Here is a 20049-nt window from a genome sequence, read left to right as displayed (position 1 = left end):
CTGCAAAAGTAGAAACCAGGCAGAGACTAGCACAGCCGCGTCCAGTCGCAAAAAAGCACAGCTGCTAGGCCGGTAATTGCAGCCAGGGCTGCCACAGCGTCTGTAATTGCGGCGGCGGCGTGCCATTCAGCAGCTGTAACATCATCTTTGCCAGTTGCTCGCCGACCTGTTGCTGTGCTGCCTGCCGGATGGTGATCAGGGGATAATCAAGAATCGCATCGCGCGGTAACCCGTCCCAGCCGATCAGCATAATGGCGTGATCGCCCTCTGCCCGCCCGGCCTGCTGCAGTGCGACCACGGCGCCTTCCGCCAGTGGACCGCAATCGGTAATGATGGCGTCGGGCGGATTTTGCTGTGCCAGCCAGGCACAGGTCTGCTGGTAGCCGGCACGCCGCGTAGCGGGTACCGCGGCCTGCGCATAAGGCGTGGCGGTACCGAGCGCATCCAGATAGCCCTGACGACGATCACGTACCCCGGTGCGGGTTTCATTGCTGCCCAGCCAGGCAATCTGCCCTTTTCCCTGTGACAGACAATAGCCGACCGCCAGTTGCGAACCGGCCGCATGATCCACATCAAACCAGGCGTAGCGTGGCGGCAGATCGCTGCGCCCCAGCGCCAGAAAGCGAAGGTCGGTCTGCAGCAACGTGGAGAGCCGCTTGTCCTGCGGGGTGATATGGGTAACAACGATGGCATCCACGGCGCGACTGCGCAGCAGACGGGTCAGGAATGGCTGGCTCTGCGGTTTATCAGCCAGCAGCAGCAGATCGATTTCGTGGTGGGCAAGGCGTTGATCCAGCGCCAGCAACATTTCACTGAAGTGGCCGTCGCTCAGTGGCGATGTACCGATCGGATAGAGCAAACCGACTGCATTGGCGCGTCCGGTTTTCAGACGACGGGCGGCTGCATTAGCCCGATAGCCGCGACGTTGCGCCTCTTCTTCGATCCGTATACGGGTCTCCTGTGCAACATCCTGATACCCGTTGAGCGCGCGGCTGACCGTGGTGACAGAAAGCCCTAATGCCGCAGCAATCGCTTTAAGTGACATAAAACACGACCCGCTGATCAAATTTCGATCAGACTACCATAAAGCCTGAAGTGGCTCTATGGACAGAAACCTTACTGGAACCTTTAACACTCATCTTTACAGAAAAAGCCAATAGCGTGAATGCGCCCCCGTTCGGGGGCGACCGCAATCAGCCGAGCGGGCTGAGGGTAATTTCAACACGACGGTTTTGCGCTTTTCCAGCCTCGGTACTGTTGCTGGCGACCGGATTATCAGGGCCTGCGCCCTGAGTACGCAGACGATCGCTGGCAACACCCTGGACGATCAGTGCGCTGGCGACGCTCTCGGCACGCTGCTGTGACAGACGCATATTCAGGGCGCGCGTTCCGGTGCTGTCGGTATAACCCACCACATTTACCGCGGTTTTCGGATACTCTTTCAGTACCATTGAAACGCCGGTCAGGGTATTCGCGCCCGCCGGTTTCAGGTTGCTGCTGTTCGAGTCAAACGTCACGTTGTTCGGCATATTAAGAACGATGTTATCGCCTTCACGGGTCACGCTGACGCCAGTACCGCGCATCTTGTCACGCAGCTTCGCTTCCTGCACATCCATGTAATACCCGACACCGCCACCCAGCGCTGCGCCGCCTGCGGCACCAATCAGTGCGCCTTTGCCGCGATCTTTCTTGGATGAAGAGAGTACACCAACCCCAGCACCCACTAAGGCACCCAGACCGGCACCTACACCTGACTTACCCGCCTGCGATTCGCCGGTGTAAGGGTTGGTGGTACAGCCGGACAGGGCCAGGCTTCCGCTCAATAACAAGGTAATCGCGATCAATTTCTTCTGCATTTTTGTTCCCTTACGTTCGACACACAGGGGAAAACTGTCCCCATAAGCGGCACGATTATGCCGCGTAAAAGTCAGGAAAGGATAAGGGAAAGTCTTAAATTGCCCGTAACGGCGCTTAAAGATTGTCAGGATGGCAAAAACAACCGGTCTGGTGATCGTTTATCAGTCCGCAGGCCTGCATAAAGGAATAGCATATTGTCGGGCCGATGAATTTAAAGCCACGCTGTTTAAGCGCCTTAGAGAGCGCGATGGCGTGCGCTGAGGTAGTGGGTGCCAGCTTGTAGTCAGGATAATGGTGAATAATTTGCGCGTTATCGACAAATTGCCAGACGAAGCGGGCAAAATCCTCACCCTTTGCTTCCATCGCCAGAAACGCCCGGGCATTGGCGATAATGGCGGCAATTTTGCCGGGGTGACGAATAATTCCACTGTTCTGCAGCAGCCCTGCCACATCCTGATCGTCCATTAACGCAATCGCCTGCGGGTCAAAATGGTGAAACGCCGCACGGTAATTCTGCCGCTTTTTCAATACTGTGATCCAGGATAATCCCGCCTGCTGCCCTTCAAGGCAGAGCATCTCAAACAGCGCGCGCTTGTCGGTTTGCGCCACGCCCCATTCGGTATCGTGGTAGGTCAGATAGAGGGGATCCTGGGTTACCCAGCCGCATCGTTGCATTATCGGGTTCCTTATCGCAGAAAAATTTTATCGGGGCGCTTGATCTTAGAAACAATCGGTCAATAGTTAAACAACTAACGACTATATGATGATCGGTACTTTCACGACGAGTAAACAGGCTCACAAACCGGTGGTTAATCCAGACGCCCGGGAATAACTTCAGCCTCCGACTGGAGAGGGTATGGTGCAGAAAAGTGGGTGGAGAGGCCAGCGCTATCGGATACGCGTCTGGTGTGGTGCAGGACTTTTATTTTTGACGCAACCGACCTTTGCCTGGGGCGGCGACTTTGCTGCGCCCGCAATGACCGTGGCTCACCCCGATTACGACACCATTCTGGCAGAAAAAATCTCCCGCTCGTCGCTCGACTTCAGCAATGAGAATCGCGCCCTGTTCGAGGCCGCGCTCAATTCGCCGGCCAGCCTGCCGGTAGAGCTGCACAGTGAAACCGGCACCGTCGGGACCACGCCGCTGGGAAAACGCTATCGCGCCGGACTGGAACTGCCGGTCGGCGACGCCGTTACCACCGGTCCGGTGGCGCAATATGCGGTCGATCCTCAGCAGATGGGCTGCCTGCAATGTGACTACAGCGATCAGCAGAGCCGTGAGCAGGTTGCCAGCGTCGGCTGGCGTGTCGATCTGCAGCAGGGATGGATTACGCCGTGGGCTCAGCTCAGCTACAGCCGTCCCCTGAACGAGTCGTCACAAAACGATCGGCGCGAGACGGCAGTCGGCACGCGTCAGGAGAGCGGAATTGATCTTAGCGTGGGGGCACAGCTGCCGTTAAACCGTAATCTGGCCGCTTTCGCCTCGTTTTCACAAAACAGTGCGCTGAATAGTGATGAGCCGTTGCTGTATAGTCTCGGCATCAGCGCCAGCTTCTAGGCGGGGCATAAAAAGAGAAAGGACGTCAGTCGTTTAAAATATAATGAGTCCGCTAATCATTATACTGGTAACACTATGCGCAACGATTTGACAATTATTGGCCGTGAAATCACGGTCTTCGTACTGGCAGCACTCTTTCTCGCCCTGTTGATTTTGCCCATCTATATCGATGTGGCCTGGATGAACGATGCGCTGCACGAAACCTCTTTTACTGAAACCACCCAGGAAATTATGCTGGCGGTGATTGCCGTCCTGTTCTTTATCACTGCCCATCGCCGTCCGGCACAGCGCGGCGCGCTGACCTTAGTGGCGGGCTTCTATAGCTGTATGCTGATCCGTGAACTCGACTTTGTGTTTGATACTATCCAGCACGGCAGCTGGATCTGGTTCGCGCTGGCGGTGACGGCCGGTTGTCTGGCCGTCGCGCTGCGGACGCCGAAAAAACCCTGCACGCGCTGGCCAGGCTGCTGCAACACCGCAGCTGGCCGGTGATGGCTTCCGGTTTTCTGGTGGTGCTGGTCTTTTCCCGCCTGTTTGGCATTCATTCGCTGTGGCAGCATCTGATGCTGGGCGATTACAACCGCGTGGTTAAAAACATGGCGGAAGAGGGTACCGAGCTGCTGGGTTACGGCCTCTGCTGGCTGGCTTCAGTGCGTTATTTATGGCAAACGCGCCCGGCGGCTGTCGCCGTCAGTGCGACCCAGCCCGCCGCTGCCCGTCATGCCACCTCCCCGGCGACCTCTCACTGATAATGCTCGCGCTTTTTGAGCGATCCGCACCCTTAAAAAAGGTACAATAAACACTTCTGCGTCGGCGGCGATGTCCCGACGCAAGGTGTTCGTTAACCTCAGGTCTTTTCATGTCAGTCAAAATCTTAACTTCAACGCTCATTGGCCTGGATGCCTTCCGTCAGGACCCGCTGACCGCGCTGCAACAGGCGGAGAACGGTACGCTGGCGGTGTTAGAGGATTACGCGCCGGTGATGTACGCCATCACCCCGGCGCGTCTGGCGCAGCTCCTGGCGCTGGAAGCCGCTGCCCGGCAGCCGAATGATGTGGCGCTGGATGACAGCCTGTATGACGATGCGCCTGCGGCCATCTCTGCGCCGGTCGGTAAGTTCGCCATGTATGCTGGCTGGCAGCCCGACGCCGACTTTACCCGCCAGGCCGCCATCTGGGGCGTGGCGCTGAGCGAACCGGTAACCGCCACCGAGCTGGCGGCCTTTGTCGCCTACTGGCAGGCAGAAGGTCGGCTGTTTCACCATGTGCAGTGGCAACAAAAACTGGCGCGCAGCATTCAGATGAACCGCGCCGCCAACGGCGGGCAACCGAAGCGTGATATCACGCAGTTGCCTGACCCTGACCGTACCATTCCCGATGGTTTCCGAGGTGAGTGATGAAAACGCCGAACGATCTCTTTAGCCGTCTGAAAAGAATGATGCCTGCCGGCACCCGACCAAAATTTTCTAATGGCGAAGAGCTGCTGGCATGGAATCAGGAGCAGGGCCGTCTGCGCTCTGAAGCGATTGTGCGTGAAAACCGCGCCATGAAAATGCAGCGCATTATGGGCCGCTCCGGTATCCGTGAACTGCATATGAACTGCTCGTTTGATAACTACCGGGTGGAAAATGAGGGCCAGCGCAAAGCGCTGGATCTGGCGCGGCAGTACGCCGCCGAATTTGACGGCAGTATTGCCAGCTTTGTTTTTTCGGGCCGTCCCGGCACCGGTAAAAACCATCTGGCGGCGGCGATTGGTAACGATCTGATCCTGCGCGGTAAGAGCGTGCTGATCGTCACGGTCGCCGATCTGATGTCGAGCATGAAAGGCACCTTCAGCGGCAGCAGCGGCATTACCGAAGAGCGACTGATTCAGGACCTCAGCAGCGTTGATCTGCTGGTGATTGATGAGATTGGCATGCAGAGCGAGTCCCGCTACGAAAAAGTCATCATCAATCAGATCGTGGATCGCCGATCCTCCTCCAAGCGTCCGACCGGCATGCTTTCTAACCTTGACCATGCCGGTATGAACGCGCTGCTTGGCGAACGCGTCATGGACCGGATGCGACTTGGAAACAGCCTCTGGGTGCGCTTCGACTGGGAAAGTTATCGCAGCCGGGTCCGCGGCGACGAATATTAATCCCCTGCCCGCCGGGCTGACCACACGGCTGAGCGGCGTCTCTGCACTCAGCCGGCGTAACGCCGCCGGACCGATTCATCGTCAGTCGCCCTGCTGCTGACCTGCCTGCGCCGCGTTGCCAGCCAGGCGGCAGGCCGGGTGGAGTCCGCCATGAACCTGCTTGATTACGCTGTAATTGCGCTCTACGCGCTGATGATTGTGCTGATCACGCTGTGGGCGATGCGCAGAGTCGGCAATACCCGTGATTTCTTTACCGCCGGTGGCCGGATGCCCTGGTGGCTCTCCGGCATTTCCCACCATATGTCTGGCTACAGCGCCGCCGTTTTTGTGGCTTATGGCGCGGTGGCGTACAACATGGGCATTACCATCTGGTTTTGGTGGGCGCTACCGATCTCGCTGGCGGTGTTGATCGGTTCATCGCTGTTTGCCCCGCGCTGGGCCAGGCTGCGTGGTTATATGCAGATTGAATCCCCTACCGAGTATCTGCTGACCCGCTATAACCTGCCGACCCAGATGGTGCTGGCCTGCAGCGGCGTGCTGCTAAAAACGGTGGATGTCGGGGCGAAATGGGCCGCCATTGCGGTGATTATCAACGTCTTTACCGGCCTCGAACTGCCAGCGGGCATTGCCATTGCTGGCGGGCTGAGTCTGTTTTACAGCATCATCGGCGGTCTGTGGGCCGATGCCTGCAACGATTTTGGTCAGTTTCTGGTGCAGTTTGTCGCCGCGCTGGTGATGCTGGTGGCGGTTGGGCTGCAGCTCGGCGGCGCTGGCGCACTATTGACGATCTGGGATCGGCTGCCGGCCAGCCACCTGCAAATCGTGCAGGGCCCTTACACCACCGGCTTTATCTTCTCCTGGTTGCTGATCTACACCCTGAGTTACAACGGCGGCACCTGGAATCTGGCGCAGCGGTTTATCGCCGCACCGGACGGACGCGAAGCGCGCAAGGCGGCGCTGCTGTCAGCGGCGCTCTATCTGATCTGGCCACTGGTGCTGTTCTGGCCGATGTGGGCCGCACCGCTGCTGTTTCCCAATCTGGCCGACCCGTCGCGCGCCTGGTCGATGATGGCGATGCAGTTACTGCCCAACGGTCTGATCGGACTGATGCTGGTGGCGATGTTTACCCATACGCTTTCCATGACCTCTTCAGACGCTAATGCTATTACGGCGGTGGTCACCCGCGATATTCTGCCTGCTATCTGGCCACGTACTTTTCCGCGCGGCCAGAGTTCACTGCCGGTGGCGCGCTGTATTACCTTCCTGTTTATTCTCACCACGCTGGTGATCGCCCTGAATGCCAGCCGGTTCGGCGGCGTACTGTCGCTGCTGGTTATCTGGTTTGGCGGGCTGGTCGGGCCGATTTCAATTCCGATGCTGCTGGGCCTGCTGCCCGCTTTTCGTCGCTCTGGCAGCACAGCGGCGCTGGTCAGCTGGGCCACAGGCGTCGGCACCTTTTTCTGCGTACGGTTTGTGATCGACGACGCCAGTCTGGCGACCCTGGTGGCAGCGCCGGTGTTTTCCTCGTTGCTGCTGTTTACCCTGATGGGCTGGCTGCGTCGCTCGCCGGTCAGCCCGCAGGTCGATGCGCTACTGGAGGCGCTTAATCAGGATCGCCCCGTGCCGGCTACCGCCCCGGAGCAACAGAAAATCCTGCGTTAAGCCTTTCTCGCCCGGCCGGCCAGCGGGATCTCACCTCGTTGTGTGAAACAGCGCGCAAAAGTGTGGGATGACGAACCGGCACAGGCTGATACACTGAATTATTCCTCCTCTGTTGGGTGAATCCGCCATGAAAGCAAACGGCAAAGGTCCCGCCTTACTGCGACTTAATAACCAGAAACGGGTAATGACCCAGTTGCGGAGACTGCGCGTCACTTCGCGCCAGGATCTGGCCCAGGCCTTATCGCTCAGCAAAAATACGGTCTCACTGATCATTGATGATCTGCTGGAGCAGGAGCTGATCGAAGAGCTGGGGCCGGTCAGCGTGGCTGCGGCCGGACGGCCCAAAATTGAGATTAGCCTGCGGCCAGAGAAGCTAAAAAGCGCAGGAGTAATGGTGGAACGCAATGTGATCCACTGGCGGGTCTGCGACTACTTTTCTCAGGTGCTGGCTGAACAGACGCTGCGTACCGATACTGAAAATCCGACCCGTCTGCTGGCCGAACTGGCGATGCTATGCCGGGAACTGGCCGGTCGTTATCCCGATTTACTGGGTATCGGCCTGGGTTTTCCCGGCATCGTCGATCCCCGGCGCGGCTGGATGCATCTCTCTTCACACCTCGACTGGCAGGATGTGGATCTGCTGACCGCGCTGCGTAAGCACGTCCGGTTACCGATCCGCATCATGAACAATGTGAAAGCTGCAGCACTGCTGGCGGTACAGCAACGCGGTCTGTCAGTCGACAGCGGTCATTTTTATCTGCGTATCTCGGAGGGGATTGGCGGGGCCCTGGTGCAGCACGGTGAAGTCTTTACCGGCCACAGCTGGACCGCCGGTGAAGCGGGCCATCTGACGGTGCAGCCTGAAGGCCCGCGCTGTAGCTGCGGCCGCCGCGGCTGTCTTGAGGCGTTGATCAGCCAGCCAGCGGTAAAACAGCAGCTGGCGCAGCGCCAGCCTGGTCTGAGCTGGCAGAACCGCGACAGCGCGCCGCGGATAGTGGATGAGGTGATGGCGCAGGCGGGCAGCTATCTGGGGGTGGCGCTGAGCCAGATTATGCTGCTGCTCAATCCGGCGACCATCATGATTGATTGTCCGTGGAATGCCAGCCCGGTCTTTTGCAAGGCGGTACGCGATAACACCCAGGCCAGCGCCCTCGCCTTTACCGCCGCGCATACCCAGCTGCTTTTTCTTGATAACCGCATCGACCCGGCCAACGGGCTGGCGCTGGCGCTGATTGAGCAGACCGAGCAGCGGGTCGGTTGACACGGGTTATCAGGCAGCGTGAGCTGCCTTTTTTTATGATCGGACGTCACTAACCGGCACGCTGATCGCCTCGTCTGCTTCGCGCGGGTCAATATTAAACTTATCCAGTACGCGCGCATGGATTTTCTCCAGCGGCAGTCCAGCCGTTTCTGGCAGATAGCGAAAAGTGAAGAAGTACATACCCAGTGAAAACAGCGCAAACAGCAACAACGGGAAACCGCCGTGGAACATCTCAAGCAGGAAAGCGTTGCTGTTGAGGATCGGGAACGTGGTGCTGATAACAAAGTTTGCCATCGACATGGCGCAGATGGAGATGCCCACGCAGATTGATCGAATTTCGGTGGGAAACAGCTCGCCGAGTACGGTCCAGACAATCTGTCCCCAGGTCATACCAAAGAACACCATGTAGGCAAACAAACCCACCACCGCCAGCAGCCCTGGCAGTCGGTAATAGAACGCGATAAAGGTATAGGCGAGGAAAATGGCGGAGGTAATCGCACCCAGCAGCAACAGCTTACGCCGCCCGACTTTATCGATCAGCGCCATCCCCATCAGCACGCCGACAAACTGGCAGACTGACAGCCAGAACGTCTGCAGCAGCGCTGAATCAGTGCTGCCGGAGACATTTTTCAGCAACGTCGGGCCGAAATACTGAATCACGTTGATGCCGCTGATTTGGTTGCCCACCGCCAGACCAATACCGATGATCAACAACGGCAGCGTGGTTTTATTCAGACGGAAGCGGGATTGATGGCGGCTGGCGGCCTCATCAGAGAACGACTGTTTAATCTCATCGAATACGCTCGCTGCGTGTGCCGGGTTTGAAATTTTACTCAGGGTATCCAGCGCCTCTTTGTCTTTGCCTTTCAGCACGTTCCAGCGTGGCGACTCCGGAATAAAAGCAATGAAAAAGATGAACAGCGCGCACGGCACCAGCGCGGTGGCCAGAATGTAACGCCAGCCGATATCAACCATCGCCTCGGGCAGCATCGATTTATTGATGATGTAGTTGGTCAGCAGCACCACCGATTGTCCACCAACGCAGCAGACGGCGTAGAGCGCGCTGGTGCGGCCGCGAAACTTCGACGGTGACAGTTCTGCCAGATAGATCGGCGAGATCACTGAGGCCAGGCCAATCGCTAATCCACCGAGGATGCGGAACGCGACAAAGGTGAAAAAGTTGTGGGCGATAGCGGTGCCGACCACCGAGGCGGTGAACAGCAACGCGGTAATGGCGAGTGATTTTTTGCGGCCAAATTTATCACTGAGCTTCGGGGCAATAAAACAACCCACCAGGCTGCCCAGCAGGATGTTTGACACGGCCCAGCCGGTTTCAGCTGGGGTGAGCTGAAAATAGTCACTGAGCGGTTCGATAGCACCAGAGATAATCGATGAGTCATAGCCCATCAGCAGACCGCCAAAGGCGGCGACGGTGCAACAGAGCATGACATATTTCATGTTGTAGCGTTTTTGCCGGGTTTCCATTTTTCAGGCTCCTGTTCTCTACTGCCTGAACCGGATCGGTTCAGAAAGAGGAGGTATGATTGTCCGTGGTTTAAGTGTTTCAGCGCTTGGGTACTTGTGAAATATATTTTCTAAATAAGATAATTTGGATTAATTCTTTCGGAAGTGTGAGCCGCGTTGGAATTTTTTTGCGCGCGATGAGGAAAAACCATCATTAAATCTATTAATAATCAATGCTATAAAACATAACTGCGCAATTCACCTCACTATACGCATGATTGCAGCGGCGACGGTGGGTGCCGATAAGAAAGTGAAAAAGAGCAAGTCTGGTGAAAAAGCGCGCGAAATGAGACCGGAGAAGGCTGCTGCCATACGGCTGATTTTTAAGGGTATGCGGGTCGGTGCAGAGAGAGCGGTTTGCGGCCGCCGGGCGGGCAGCGTCTCAGAATCAATGTCCCTGCCCGGCTGATGAAATATAATTTCCAGTCATGATTTTTTCAGAACAAAAAACCGTTCTGACTATTGGCGGTCTGTTTAAAAAAAGAGCTGATCCTACAAAAATGTCCGATAGCCTTACCGCGCTCAGAAAGGTGAGGATGAGAGGTAAACCGGAACGGAATAAATTGCCCCGCCTGCCCGATAATCCGCAGGACTATGAAACGCATAAACGGTTCCTTTCACCGCCAAAAAGACCGCGTTATTGCTGATCTTCTTCAGGGCCTCTTTATCCGTGGTGATGATGAAAGGTGCATTATCATCATCGTTCAGACTTGCCATAAACGCGTTGTCATCTTTGGAGGCATCATACAAATAGAAGCGATACGAGAAGCCGGTAGTGGCACCGGCACTGACTTGTGTGATGTAAAGATTCGCCAGGTTGTTTACCTTCTCTTTCCTGACCAACTCTTGCTTAAGCGGTGAGAAGTGCCACATCCGGTAAGCGCCGAAAACGGCCGCGACCAGCAGCATCAGGAGAAGGTATCGCTTCTTAAAAGCCCGCGCGTTTTGCATAATCAATGCCCGCCCTAATCCAATACTGATCATCAGGATCATCACCGTAAGGCGCTGAGCCTGTCCAGTTCCCCCAGGCTGGGTCAGCTGTTCCTGCCCTGCTTTGTGCCCATCCTGCGCCTCTGAGTAACACCTCATCGGTAATCCCGGCAGCATGACCAACAGCACCGTAATGAAAGTTACCGAAGTTTTCGAATTGCGGGCCGCGCTGTTTGTAATCCCATGGGCCATGTCCTCTCACCTGCTGATAAAACCATAAATAGGTCAGCGCTGAGGGTCCGCGATGAAATCGCGCCATCATCATGTTATTGACAATGCTGACTCCAGAAGGTGTAAAAGAGGCGACATCATAGGGAGGATGAGGTGATGCAGCTAAAGTTGGGTATCTCACGCCTGCACTCTCTCGTTCCAGCTATCAGTAAACATGATGTTGCCGTCGCAGTGCTTCCAGGTGATTTTTTCGTAGCGAAGTTCTACACACTCAAGGTGGTTATGTTTTTCTTTGGTCGGATCTTTCGTGTCATGCATCACAGGAGAGATGCCGACAATCCTCACACCTTCAAGCAGCATGTTGAAGTATTCCCTTTCCTGTCCAGCGTCATCAATGCGATACCATTTAAACTCTGCTGACCTGAGGATTTGTCCCGTGGCAACGGCTTTATAAAGCCAGGGGCTGGACCTATCAAACTCTTTTTGAATAATCACAGCGGAATGCCTGCGTGTCCCGGTAATCTTTCCGGTCATTCCATCTGTCGGGATGCTCAGGTTATGGGAAAAACCGTTGATCTCAATGCTGCCATCGCGGTCCTGAACATCCACCGATCCTTGAATGTGAGTGCCGCCGTCGTCTTTGAGCCATAAGTAGGCAGGAATAGCCATGTTCCTTCATCCTTGTGTTGTGATTAAATCCCTACAAAGTGTATGTAATTGCCATTGCTGAGTAAATAACCAAATTGAACGGCACGCTATTATGAAATAAGGTTGCCCAGGAGGGCGACGGGACAGGTAAAACCTCCATTGAGCCTGTTCATAAAAACACGCTTTTCCAGGGCTATCTCCTGATTCCCAGCCTCTTCCCATCGATTACCCTGATCAGACCTGCCGCGCTGTTACAACACGTTTTCACCATAAAGCTGGCGATATTCTTTCGGCGTGGTGTCGTACCCTTTCCTGAAGACCGAATAGAAATATTGCAGAGACGGATAACCGCACATCTGCGAGATTTCATTGATATTGAGTGACGATGACGCCAGCAGCTCACGGGCTTTTTCCAGCTTTTCGCGGTGGATCATTGCATGGATAGTGTCGCCGGTTTCATCGCGAAATCGTTTTTCCAGATTGGATCGGGACATACCGATAGCATCCAGCACCTGCTCGACTTTGATGCCTTTACAGGCGTTAAAGCGGATGTAGTGCATCGCCTGGATAACAGCGGGATCGCGCAGTGAACGGAAGTCAGTAGAGCGGCGGGCAATCACTTTCACTGGCGGCACCAGAATGCGCTGGAGCGGCAGTAATTGCTTATCCAGCAGACGGTGCAGCAGTTTGGCCGCCTGATAGCCCATTTGCCGCGAGCCCTGCGCCACCGAGGAGAGCGCAACGCGCGACAGGTAGCGCGTCAGCTCTTCGTTATCAATGCCAATGACTGCCAGCTTTTCCGGCACCGGGATTTTCAGGTGCTCACAGGCCTGCAGCAGATGGCGCGCCCGTGAATCGGTGACGGCGATAATGCCGGTTTGCGGGGGCAGCGTCTGCAGCCAGTCGGCGAGCCGGTTCTGGGCGTGTTGCCAGTTTTCCGGGGCGGTTTCCATGCCCTGATAGACCACGCCCTGATAGCGCTCACGCATCACCAGCTGACGAAACGCCTGTTCCCGCTCCTGCGCCCAGCGCTTACCGCCTGAGGCCGGCAACCCGTAGAAAGCAAAGCGGTTGATGCCTTTCTCTTTGAGATGCATAAAGGCCCGCTCCACCAGCGCCGCATTATCCGTGGCGATGTAATGCACCGGCGGATAATCCTCCTGTCGGTGATAAGAGCCACCGACGCCAACGATCGGCACCGGCACATTCGACAGCAGGGTTTCGATGGAGCGATCGTCATAATCGGCGATCACGCCGTCACCCAGCCACTCGCGAATGTTGTCGATACGGCAGCGGAAATCCTCCTCAATGAAAATATCCCAGTCGGTTTGCGACGCCTGTAAATATTCCCCGACGCCTTCGACAACCTGACGGTCATAGACCTTATTGGCGTTGAACAGCAAGGTAATGCGGTAACGTTTATCATGCATAGTGGCGCGTTCCCTTAGATTCTCAGCGCATTGCATAGCACGGCTGACAGCAGGCATAAAAAGGGTTTGCGTCACAATGTGATCGTCCGCGCGATTACACCCGACGCCGTGTGGCGGTATCCATCCACACCGCCAGCAGCAGAATGGCACCCTTGACGATGTACTGCCAGAACGTCGGCACGTCCATCATGCTCATGCCGTTATCCAGTGAGGCCATGATAAAGGCCCCCATCACCGCGCCCGCTACCGAGCCAACCCCGCCGGCCAGACTGGTGCCGCCAATGACACAGGCGGCGATGGCGTCGAGCTCGGCAATGTTGCCCGCCGAAGGCGAGCCGGCACCCAGTCGCGAACTGAGGATCAGCCCGGCAATCGCCACCATCACGCCGTTAATCGCAAACACTGCCAGTTTGGTGCGCGCCACGTTAATTCCTGACAGCCGCGCTGCATCAATATTGCCGCCGATAGCGTAAATGCGGCGGCCAAAAGCGGTACGCGTCGCCATAAACATCCCGGCCAGTAGCAGCAAGGCGAGCAGTAACACCGGGGTTGGCACACCGCGATAATCGTTCAGCAGCCAGATTGCGCCCAGCACCAGAATGGCGGTGATCGCCTGACGCGCGACGGTGCCGCTGGCGGCGCTCTGTGCCAGCCCGAGCTGCTGACGGCGCAGACGCAAACGCCATTGCCACAGCATAAACAGCGCCAGTCCGGCAAAACCAAAACCAAACCCGACGCCGCCCGGCAGATAACTCTGGCCAATCTGCGACATGCCCGGCGTGATTGGCGCCACCGTGGTGCCATCAGTAATGCCCACCAGGATGCCGCGAAAAGCCAGCATGCCGGCCAGCGTGACGATAAATGACGGCACTTTGCGATAGGCGACCCACCAGCCGTTCCAGGTACCGAGCAATAGTCCCATGACCAGCGTTACCACAATGGTCAGCGGCAGCGGCCAGCCCAGCCAGACATCAAAAATTGCCGCAGCACCGCCCAGCAGTCCCATCATTGAACCGACCGACAGATCGATCTCCGCGGAGATAATCACAAACACCATTCCCACCGCCAGGATGCCAGTAATGGCGGTCTGGCGCAGCAGGTTGGAGACGTTACGCGGGCTGAGCCAGGCACCGTCGGTGGTCCAGGTGAAGAACAGCGCCAGCAGCACAATCGCCCCCAGCATCACCAGCACCTGTAAGTTGGGCAGGGAGAATTTGCCGGGCGACGGCTTGCCCGGCGTACCGGACCCGGACAGGCTGCTTTGGGTACTTTCACTTTTAAGCATAATGTTCACTCCGCAGGGCGGCTTCCATCACCTGCTCCTGAGTCAGGTTATCGTTGATCAAATCAGCTTTGATTTGCCCTTCATGCATCACCAGCACCCGATCGCTCAGGCCCAGCACTTCAGGCAGCTCGGACGAAATCACAATCACCGCAATGCCCTGCTGCACCAGCGCATTGATCAGCAGATAGATCTCCTGACGCGCGCCCACATCAATGCCGCGCGTCGGTTCATCCAGAATCAGGATTTGCGGATTCAGCAGCAGGCACTTCGCCAGAATCGCTTTTTGCTGATTACCGCCGCTGAGCCGGCCAATCGGCAATTCGGATGAGGAGGTCTTCACCCGTAAGCGGGTGATCGCCGCGTTGATCGCCTGCTGCTCCTGCGCCTCATCAAGCGTGGAAAGCCGGTGGCTGAACTGGTCCAGCGCCGCGAGGGTGATATTTTTCCCCACCGCCATCAGCGGCACGATGCCATCTTTTTTACGATCTTCCGGCACCATGGCGATACCGTGCGCAATGGCAGCACGGCAATCGGTGATCCTGACCGGCTTGCCGTTGATCGAGATATCGCCCTGCCAGCGTCCCGGCCAGACGCCAAACAGACACTGCACGGTTTCGGTTCTGCCCGCACCGACCAGCCCGGCGATACCGAGAATTTCGCCACGCTTCAGGCTGAACGAGACATTGTTGACGCGGCGGATATGGCGGTTAACCGGATGCCAGGCCGTCAGGTTCTCCACCTTCAACACCGTGTCGCCAATCTGATGCGGGGCATGAGGATAGAGCGCGGTCAGTTCACGTCCCACCATCATGGTGATGATGTCATCTTCACTCAGGCCCGCTGCCGCCCGGGTAGCGATATGCTGGCCGTCGCGAATCACGCAGATGGTATCGGAGATCGCTTTGACCTCGTTCAGCTTGTGGGAGATGTAGATGCAGGCGATGCCGTGTTCACGCAGGTTACGGATGATGCCGAGCAGCACCTCCGTCTCCTGTTCGGTCAGTGAGGAGGTGGGCTCATCCAGAATCAGTAATCGCACCTGTTTATTCAGCGCGCGGGCGATCTCCACCAGCTGCTGCTGACCGAGGCCCAAATCCCCTACCCGTGTGGCAGGCGAGACGTTCAGCCCGACCCGCGCCAGCAACTGCTGGCAGCGTAGCGTCATGGTTTCATCATCCACCAGACCGAAGCGCCCCAGCTCGGCACCGAGGAAAATGTTCTCCATCACCGTCAGCTGCCGCACCAGCGCCAGCTCCTGATGAATGATCACAATGCCTTTGCGCTCGGTATCCCGAATGGTCTGCGCCTGAATTTCGTCACCGGAGAAGTGAATCTGGCCATCAAAATCACCGTGCGGGTAGAGTCCGCACAGGATTTTCATCAGGGTCGATTTGCCCGAGCCATTTTCGCCACACAGCGACATCACTTCACCCGCATCCAGCCGCAGGCTGACATCATTCAGCGCTTTCACCGCGCCGAAACGCTTAGTGATGTTGTTCATTTCCAGCAGCATCGACTGTTCTCCCTCACGCCAGGCGCGGTCAGAGTTCGCTCTGTTTGTGGAAACCGTCTTTCACCACGGTGCTTTCGATATTGTCTTTGTTGACCTGAATCGGCGTCAGCAGCCGCGACGGCACCTCTTTAAGCCCGTTGTTCAGCGTGCTGTTGCTGGCCGGCGTTTTGCCATCACCCAGCTCGACCGCAATTTTTGCCGCCTCGGTGGCCAGTTCCGTGATCGGCTTATAGACCGTCATGGTCTGGGTACCGGCTTTAATCCGTTTGATGGCGGCCAGATCGGCATCCTGACCGGAGATGGCGATTTTGCCCGCCAGTCCCTGCGCGCTCAGTGCCTGAATCGCGCCGCCCGCGGTGGCATCATTCGAAGCCACCACCGCATCGATGTGGTTACCGTTAGCGGTCAGCGCGTTTTCCATAATTTTCAGTGCGTTTTCCGGTAGCCAGGCATCGACCCACTGATCGCCGACAATTTTAATGTTGCCGTTATCAATAAAGGGTTTTAATACTTTCATCTGGCCGGCACGGAACAGGCGGGCGTTATTATCGACCGGGGAGCCGCCCATTAAAAAGTAGTTACCCTTAGGCACCTGCTTCACTATGCTTTCGGCCTGCATTTCACCCACTTTTTCATTATCAAACGAGATATAAAAATCGATATCGGCGTTATTTATCATGCGGTCATACGCCAGAACTTTAATCCCTTCCCGTTTCGCTTCCGCCACCACATTACTCAGAACCTGGCCGTTGTAGGGAATAATCACCAGCACATCGACGCCGCGGTTAATCATATTTTCAATCTGCGACATCTGGGTCTCTTCATTGCCGTTTGCCGACTGAACGAACACCTGCGCGCCCAGCGACTCCGCCTGTTTGACGAAAATATCGCGGTCTTTTTGCCAGCGTTCCAGACGCAAATCATCAATTGCCATGCCGATCTTTACTTCTTTGGCCACGCTGGTCTGGCTGAACAGAGCCAGCGCAGCGCAGGCGGCTAACAGCGCATGTTTTATCTTCATTATGTGCATCCTGTAGGTTGAGGCTATTGTCGTTGGCCCATGAACCAGGCGGATGAATTGTTGCCCTGATTTTCCCGCCACATCAATTACTGATTTTTATCCAGCTATTACGTTTTTTGGTTTATTTCTTTTTTTATGAGCGCGATCGATATTTCATCTTTTTCGGAGTAACCAATATCACTGGCGTGGCAGCGTAAAAAAAAGGGGTTATTTTGCGAGCCAGTCCACAAATAATAATTATCTGACCGTCAGTGTGAAATATCGTAATTGAGACGCGCCGACAGCCATTATCAAATATCGCTTCAATGCAGACCATTCGGGTCCTGATGCTAAGGAGCAAACCATGCACGCTTATTTCGATCAGATCGATCGCGTCCGTTATGAAGGCACCAAATCGACTCAGCCTCTCGCCTTTCGTCATTACAATCCTGACGAGGTGATCCTCGGCAAGACCATGGCCGAACATCTGCGCTTTGCGGCCTGTTACTGGCACACCTTCTGCTGGAATGGCGCGGATATGTTTGGCGTCGGCGCGTTTGACCGTCCCTGGCAAAAGAGCGGGGATGCCCTGCAGCTGGCGAAGCAAAAAGCGGACGTCGCCTTTGAGTTCTTTCACAAGCTGAACGTGCCCTATTACTGCTTCCATGACGTTGATGTCTCGCCTGAAGGCGATTCGCTGCGCAGCTATCAGGATAACTTTGCCGTGATGACCGATAAGCTGCTGGAGAAGCAGCAGGAGACCGGGGTGAAGCTGCTGTGGGGCACGGCGAACTGCTTTACCCATCCGCGCTACGGTGCCGGTGCCGCCACCAATCCCGATCCGGACGTTTTCGCCTGGGCCGCAACCCAGGTGTGCAGCGCGATGCAGGCCACCAAAACCCTTGGCGGTGAAAACTATGTGCTGTGGGGCGGCCGCGAAGGGTATGAAACCCTGCTGAATACCGATCTGCGCCAGGAGCGTGAGCAGATTGGCCGCTTTATGCAGATGGTGGTTGAGCACAAACACAAGATTGGCTTCCAGGGCACACTGCTGATTGAGCCGAAGCCGCAGGAGCCGACCAAACATCAGTACGACTACGACGTGGCCACCGTGTATGGCTTCCTGAAACAGTTCGGGCTGGAGAAGGAGATCAAGGTCAACGTCGAGGCGAACCATGCCACGCTGGCGGGTCACTCTTTTCATCACGAAATTGCTACCGCCATTGCGCTGGGCATTTTTGGCTCGGTCGATGCCAACCGCGGTGACGCGCAGTGTGGCTGGGACACCGATCAGTTCCCGGTCAGCGTGGAAGAGAATGCGCTGGTGATGTATGAGATCCTCAAGGCGGGCGGCTTTACCACCGGCGGCTTAAACTTTGATGCCAAAGTGCGGCGTCAGAGCACCGACAAATACGATCTGTTCTACGGTCATATCGGCGCAATGGATACCATGGCGCTGGCGCTGAAGGTCGCGGCCCGGATGATCAGCGACGGCGAGCTGGATAAGCGCGTAGCACAGCGTTACAGCGGCTGGAATGGTGAGTTCGGCCAGCAAATTTTAAAAGGCGAGTTTTCCCTCGCCTCGCTGGCGGCGCATGCTCAGCAACAGCAGCTGAATCCGCAGCATCAGAGCGGACGCCAGGAGCAGCTGGAAAACCTGGTGAATCACTATCTGTTTGATTTTTAAAATTTCAGGAGCAGAGCATGTTTATCGGGATCGATTTAGGCACCTCCGGCATCAAAGTGGTGCTGGTGGATGCCGCCGGCCAGGTGATGGCGACAGAAACGGCGTCGCTGCAGGTTTCACGTCCACAGCCGCTGTGGAGCGAGCAGGATCCCGAAAGCTGGTGGCAGGCGCTGGACCACGCCATGCAGGCGCTCAGCGGGCAGCACGATCTGCGCGCCGTTGAGGCGATCGGGCTGAGCGGCCAGATGCATGGCGCGACCCTGCTTGACAGCGCCAGCCGCGTTCTGCGTCCGGCGATACTGTGGAATGATGGGCGCAGCGAGGCGCAGTGTCGTGAGCTGGAGCAGAAGGTGCCGGACGCCCGGGCGATCACCGGTAACCTGATGATGCCGGGCTTCACAGCGCCCAAGCTGCTGTGGGTGCAGCAGCACGAACCGGCTATCTTTAGTCAGGTTGCCAAAGTGCTGTTGCCGAAAGATTACCTGCGCTGGCGGATGAGTGGCGACTTCGCCACCGATCTGTCCGACGCGGCTGGCACGCTGTGGCTGGATGTGGCGCGGCGTGACTGGAGTGATGAGATGCTGCGTGCCTGTGACCTCAGCCGTGCGCAGATGCCGCAGCTGTATGAAGGCAACGCGTTGACCGGCACGCTGAATGCTGACCTGGCGGCGCGCTGGAAAATGAAACCGGTGCCGCTGGCGGCGGGCGGTGGCGACAATGCGGCGGGTGCGGTTGGCGTCGGCATGACCGAGCCGGGTCAGGGCATGCTGTCGCTGGGCACCTCTGGCGTTTACTTTGTGGTTAGTGAAGGCTATCTCAGTAATCCTGAGCGGGCGGTTCACAGTTTTTGTCATGCCTTACCGCAGCGCTGGCATCTGATGTCAGTGATGCTCAGCGCTGCCTCCTGCCTCGACTGGGCGGCTGCGCTGACCGGCTGCAACGATGTGCCCGCGCTGCTGAATGAGGCGTCACGGGCACGAGATGATGTGCCGCCGCTGTGGTTTTTGCCCTATCTCTCGGGTGAGCGCACGCCGCATAACAACCCCAACGCCAGAGGCGCCTTTTTTGGCTTTACCCACCAGCATGGTCGGCCGGAGCTGGCGCGGGCGGTGCTGGAAGGTGTCGGTTTCGCGCTGGCACAGGGCATTGATGTGCTGCACGACTGCGGCGTACAGCCGAAAAGTATTATGCTGATCGGGGGCGGCGCGCGCAGTGCAATGTGGCGTCAGATGCTGGCGGACATCAGCGGCCAGACGCTTGATTACTGTCACGGTGGTGAAGTCGGTCCGGCGCTCGGTGCGGCCAGGCTGGCCCAGCTGGCGCTGGA

At 56.9% G+C, this 20049-nt stretch carries 18 protein-coding genes and 1 pseudogene; 8 read left to right on the top strand and 11 right to left on the bottom strand.

The window, feature by feature from the left end; all coding sequences use genetic code 11:
• Window positions 1-64: 64 nt before the first annotated feature.
• The 3 genes from HA41_RS04910 to HA41_RS04900 form a co-directional block, all read right to left on the bottom strand.
• The gene (locus tag HA41_RS04910; protein WP_094119832.1) at window positions 65-1045 is read right to left on the bottom strand and encodes a LacI family DNA-binding transcriptional regulator; all 981 of its coding nucleotides are present in this window, start codon (window positions 1043-1045) and stop codon (window positions 65-67) included.
• Between the two features lie 148 nt (window positions 1046-1193).
• Window positions 1194-1856, bottom strand: a complete 663-nt coding sequence (locus tag HA41_RS04905; protein ID WP_094119831.1) for an OmpA family lipoprotein — start codon at window positions 1854-1856, stop codon at window positions 1194-1196.
• Window positions 1857-1971: 115 nt separating this feature from the next.
• Window positions 1972-2532 carry a DNA-3-methyladenine glycosylase I gene (locus HA41_RS04900; protein ID WP_094119830.1) on the bottom strand — a complete coding sequence of 187 codons (561 nt, stop codon included), beginning with the start codon at window positions 2530-2532 and terminating at the stop codon, window positions 1972-1974.
• A gap of 253 nt (window positions 2533-2785) precedes the next feature.
• On the opposite strand from HA41_RS04900, the gene HA41_RS04895 reads away from it, so the two are divergent.
• The 6 genes and pseudogenes from HA41_RS04895 (at window position 2786) to HA41_RS04870 (ending at window position 8474) form a co-directional block, all read left to right on the top strand.
• Window positions 2786-3415 (top strand): autotransporter, encoded by a 630-nt coding sequence (locus HA41_RS04895; RefSeq protein ID WP_244175088.1) that lies wholly within the window; start codon window positions 2786-2788, stop codon window positions 3413-3415.
• A 75-nt stretch (window positions 3416-3490) separates the two neighbouring features.
• Window positions 3491-4164: pseudogene (locus HA41_RS04890) on the top strand (hypothetical protein).
• A gap of 110 nt (window positions 4165-4274) precedes the next feature.
• On the top strand, window positions 4275-4811 hold the full coding sequence (dnaT, locus tag HA41_RS04885; protein WP_094119828.1) for a primosomal protein DnaT: 537 nt from the start codon (window positions 4275-4277) through the stop codon (window positions 4809-4811).
• Window positions 4811-5551 carry a replicative helicase loader DnaC gene (gene dnaC, locus HA41_RS04880; RefSeq protein ID WP_094119827.1) on the top strand — a complete coding sequence of 247 codons (741 nt, stop codon included), beginning with the start codon at window positions 4811-4813 and terminating at the stop codon, window positions 5549-5551. Before dnaT ends, dnaC begins: the two co-directional genes overlap by 1 nt.
• A 150-nt stretch (window positions 5552-5701) precedes the next feature.
• Window positions 5702-7213 carry a sodium:solute symporter family protein gene (locus HA41_RS04875; protein WP_094119826.1) on the top strand — a complete coding sequence of 504 codons (1512 nt, stop codon included), beginning with the start codon at window positions 5702-5704 and terminating at the stop codon, window positions 7211-7213.
• Window positions 7214-7340: 127 nt separating this feature from the next.
• Complete coding sequence (locus HA41_RS04870) at window positions 7341-8474, top strand: ROK family protein (RefSeq protein ID WP_094119825.1); 1134 nt, start codon at window positions 7341-7343, stop codon at window positions 8472-8474.
• A 33-nt stretch (window positions 8475-8507) separates the two neighbouring features.
• Here HA41_RS04870 and HA41_RS04865 read toward each other — a convergent pair whose 3' ends face one another.
• From HA41_RS04865 to xylF, 8 genes are all read right to left on the bottom strand, one after another.
• Window positions 8508-9959 (bottom strand): sugar porter family MFS transporter, encoded by a 1452-nt coding sequence (locus tag HA41_RS04865; RefSeq protein ID WP_094119824.1) that lies wholly within the window; start codon window positions 9957-9959, stop codon window positions 8508-8510.
• A gap of 561 nt (window positions 9960-10520) precedes the next feature.
• Window positions 10521-10982, bottom strand: coding sequence for a hypothetical protein (locus HA41_RS04855; protein WP_244175087.1), 462 nt, complete (start codon window positions 10980-10982; stop codon window positions 10521-10523).
• The gene (locus HA41_RS04850) at window positions 10927-11247 is read right to left on the bottom strand and encodes a polymorphic toxin type 44 domain-containing protein (protein WP_244175092.1); all 321 of its coding nucleotides are present in this window, start codon (window positions 11245-11247) and stop codon (window positions 10927-10929) included. Before HA41_RS04850 ends, HA41_RS04855 begins: the two co-directional genes overlap by 56 nt.
• 89 nt (window positions 11248-11336) lie before the next feature.
• On the bottom strand, window positions 11337-11828 hold the full coding sequence (locus HA41_RS04845; RefSeq protein ID WP_094119820.1) for an Hcp family type VI secretion system effector: 492 nt from the start codon (window positions 11826-11828) through the stop codon (window positions 11337-11339).
• A 230-nt stretch (window positions 11829-12058) separates the two neighbouring features.
• Entirely contained in the window at window positions 12059-13237 is a 1179-nt protein-coding gene (xylR, locus tag HA41_RS04840; RefSeq protein WP_094119819.1) for a D-xylose utilization transcriptional activator XylR, read from the bottom strand.
• Window positions 13238-13331: 94 nt separating this feature from the next.
• Window positions 13332-14522, bottom strand: coding sequence for a xylose ABC transporter permease XylH (gene xylH / locus HA41_RS04835; protein ID WP_094119818.1), 1191 nt, complete (start codon window positions 14520-14522; stop codon window positions 13332-13334).
• Window positions 14515-16035: a xylose ABC transporter ATP-binding protein gene (locus tag HA41_RS04830; RefSeq protein ID WP_094119817.1), complete on the bottom strand. Its 1521-nt coding sequence runs from the start codon at window positions 16033-16035 to the stop codon at window positions 14515-14517. The genes xylH and HA41_RS04830 overlap by 8 nt, the downstream gene beginning before the upstream one ends.
• A 28-nt stretch (window positions 16036-16063) precedes the next feature.
• Window positions 16064-17056, bottom strand: coding sequence for a D-xylose ABC transporter substrate-binding protein (gene xylF, locus HA41_RS04825; RefSeq protein WP_094119816.1), 993 nt, complete (start codon window positions 17054-17056; stop codon window positions 16064-16066).
• A 343-nt stretch (window positions 17057-17399) separates the two neighbouring features.
• On the opposite strand from xylF, the gene xylA reads away from it, so the two are divergent.
• Entirely contained in the window at window positions 17400-18722 is a 1323-nt protein-coding gene (gene xylA, locus HA41_RS04815; RefSeq protein WP_094119815.1) for a xylose isomerase, read from the top strand.
• A 17-nt stretch (window positions 18723-18739) separates the two neighbouring features.
• Window positions 18740-20049, top strand: a 1310-nt coding sequence (gene xylB / locus HA41_RS04810; RefSeq protein WP_094119814.1) for a xylulokinase, incomplete at its 3' end; no start/stop codon positions are given.

The organism is Pantoea conspicua, assembly GCF_002095315.1.
GTDB classification, from domain to species: domain Bacteria; phylum Pseudomonadota; class Gammaproteobacteria; order Enterobacterales; family Enterobacteriaceae; genus Pantoea; species Pantoea conspicua.
The sequence above is the reverse complement of the archived record's forward strand: the minus strand, read 5'-3'. Positions and strand labels throughout refer to the sequence as shown.

Coding starts and splice junctions, on each gene's coding strand:
- HA41_RS04910 (WP_094119832.1), bottom strand. CDS start 1,045: ATGTCACTTAAAGCGATTGCTGCGGCATTAGGGCTTTCTGTCACCACG.
- HA41_RS04905 (WP_094119831.1), bottom strand. CDS start 1,856: ATGCAGAAGAAATTGATCGCGATTACCTTGTTATTGAGCGGAAGCCTG.
- HA41_RS04900 (WP_094119830.1), bottom strand. CDS start 2,532: ATGCAACGATGCGGCTGGGTAACCCAGGATCCCCTCTATCTGACCTAC.
- dnaT (WP_094119828.1), top strand. CDS start 4,275: ATGTCAGTCAAAATCTTAACTTCAACGCTCATTGGCCTGGATGCCTTC.
- dnaC (WP_094119827.1), top strand. CDS start 4,811: ATGAAAACGCCGAACGATCTCTTTAGCCGTCTGAAAAGAATGATGCCT.
- HA41_RS04875 (WP_094119826.1), top strand. CDS start 5,702: ATGAACCTGCTTGATTACGCTGTAATTGCGCTCTACGCGCTGATGATT.
- HA41_RS04870 (WP_094119825.1), top strand. CDS start 7,341: ATGAAAGCAAACGGCAAAGGTCCCGCCTTACTGCGACTTAATAACCAG.
- HA41_RS04865 (WP_094119824.1), bottom strand. CDS start 9,959: ATGGAAACCCGGCAAAAACGCTACAACATGAAATATGTCATGCTCTGT.
- HA41_RS04855 (WP_244175087.1), bottom strand. CDS start 10,982: ATGATCAGTATTGGATTAGGGCGGGCATTGATTATGCAAAACGCGCGG.
- HA41_RS04850 (WP_244175092.1), bottom strand. CDS start 11,247: ATGGCGCGATTTCATCGCGGACCCTCAGCGCTGACCTATTTATGGTTT.
- HA41_RS04845 (WP_094119820.1), bottom strand. CDS start 11,828: ATGGCTATTCCTGCCTACTTATGGCTCAAAGACGACGGCGGCACTCAC.
- xylR (WP_094119819.1), bottom strand. CDS start 13,237: ATGCATGATAAACGTTACCGCATTACCTTGCTGTTCAACGCCAATAAG.
- xylH (WP_094119818.1), bottom strand. CDS start 14,522: ATGCTTAAAAGTGAAAGTACCCAAAGCAGCCTGTCCGGGTCCGGTACG.
- HA41_RS04830 (WP_094119817.1), bottom strand. CDS start 16,035: ATGCTGCTGGAAATGAACAACATCACTAAGCGTTTCGGCGCGGTGAAA.
- xylF (WP_094119816.1), bottom strand. CDS start 17,056: ATGAAGATAAAACATGCGCTGTTAGCCGCCTGCGCTGCGCTGGCTCTG.
- xylA (WP_094119815.1), top strand. CDS start 17,400: ATGCACGCTTATTTCGATCAGATCGATCGCGTCCGTTATGAAGGCACC.